Origin of the sequence: Pandoraea terrae, from assembly GCF_902459695.1 — a bacterium.
Taxonomy (GTDB): Bacteria; Pseudomonadota; Gammaproteobacteria; order Burkholderiales; family Burkholderiaceae; genus Pandoraea; species Pandoraea terrae.
The window spans coordinates 1-1,235 of sequence record NZ_CABPRZ010000062.1; the positions used below are offsets into that span (position 1 = coordinate 1).

Below are 1,235 nucleotides of genomic sequence, written 5' to 3' on the forward strand. Positions count from 1 at the left end.
TGTAGTGGTCAACTCATCCCGGACACTGCGTTAAGTTTTTCTTCCGCAACAGCCGGTGCCAGTCCGTCATTGAACTGATGCGGCCGTATCCAGTTGTACCGGTGCATCAGGTAGTGGCTGATATCCCGGTTTGCTTCCTGCGCCGACATGTAACCCACTGACGGCAGCCATTCCGTCTTGAAGCTGCGAAACAGCCTTTCCATCGGGGAGTTATCCCAACAATTTCCGCGACGGCTCATGCTCTGCTGTATCCGATAGCGCCATAGGCGCTGACGGAATTTCCGGCTCGCATACTGGCCGCCTTGATCCGAGTGGAACAGCAACCCTTGCGGTCGGCCACGCTGCTCATAGGCCATGTCCAACGCCTGCACGACCAGATCCGCATCCGGACGTGTCGAGAACGCCCAGCCAACAACCCGCCGCGTGAACAGGTCGAGCACCGCCGCCAGATAATGCCAACGGCCTTGCGCCCAGACGTACGTGATATCACCACACCAGACCTGATTCGGCGCACCAACCTCGAACTGACGATTGAGATGATTCGGGATATCGATCCGCTCGACCGTGGCCTGCTTGTAGGCATGGCTGCCAGGCTGCTTGCAGATCAACCCCAGCTCTTCCATCAAGCGGCTGACCTTGAATCGGCCAATCACCGTACCTTCCTCGCGCATCATGCCCAGGATGCTGCGGCTGCCAGCAGAGCTTCGACTCTCGATGAACAGATCGTGTACTCGGCTACGCAACGCCATACGCTCGGCATCAACGCGCTGGGCACGCTCCCGGTACGCATACAGACAGGACCGCGATACGTCGAATACCGCGCAGATCAGTTCGACCGATTCGCTTGCGCAGATCTGATCGATTACTTCGTACGTTCGATGCCTTCCGACATCAAGAGCGCGGTAGCCTTTTTTAAAATGGCCTTCTCACGCTCGAGGCGTTCGATACGCGCCTCGAGTTCCTGAATACGTTGCTGATCCGGCGTGATTGCCTTGCCCTGCGGCGTGACGCCTTGGCGTTCCATCTGAAGCTGTTGCACCCAGCGACGCAGCACCGTCTCGCCGACGCCGACCGAGCGACTCGCCTCCATATGGCTATAGCCCTGGTCGAGCACCAGACAGGCGGCTTGCTGTTTGAACTCCGGGGAAAACGTACGACGTTGCTTGGTCATCAGACACCTCTTCATGGCGAGTATTCTCGCCTAAATCAGTGTCCGGGTTCATTAGACCACTACA

General features: G+C 57.9%; 1 protein-coding gene. It reads right to left on the reverse strand.

Annotated features, from left to right (window positions below):
* Positions 1 to 8: 8 nt before the first annotated feature.
* Positions 9 to 1,171 (reverse strand): IS3 family transposase gene (locus PTE30175_RS27950; RefSeq protein ID WP_150700328.1). Its coding sequence is split into 2 segments (ribosomal slippage): positions 9 to 916 and positions 916 to 1,171, totalling 1,164 coding nucleotides; the frame shifts between segments, so codons are not numbered across the junction.
* Positions 1,172 to 1,235: the final 64 nt, after the last annotated feature.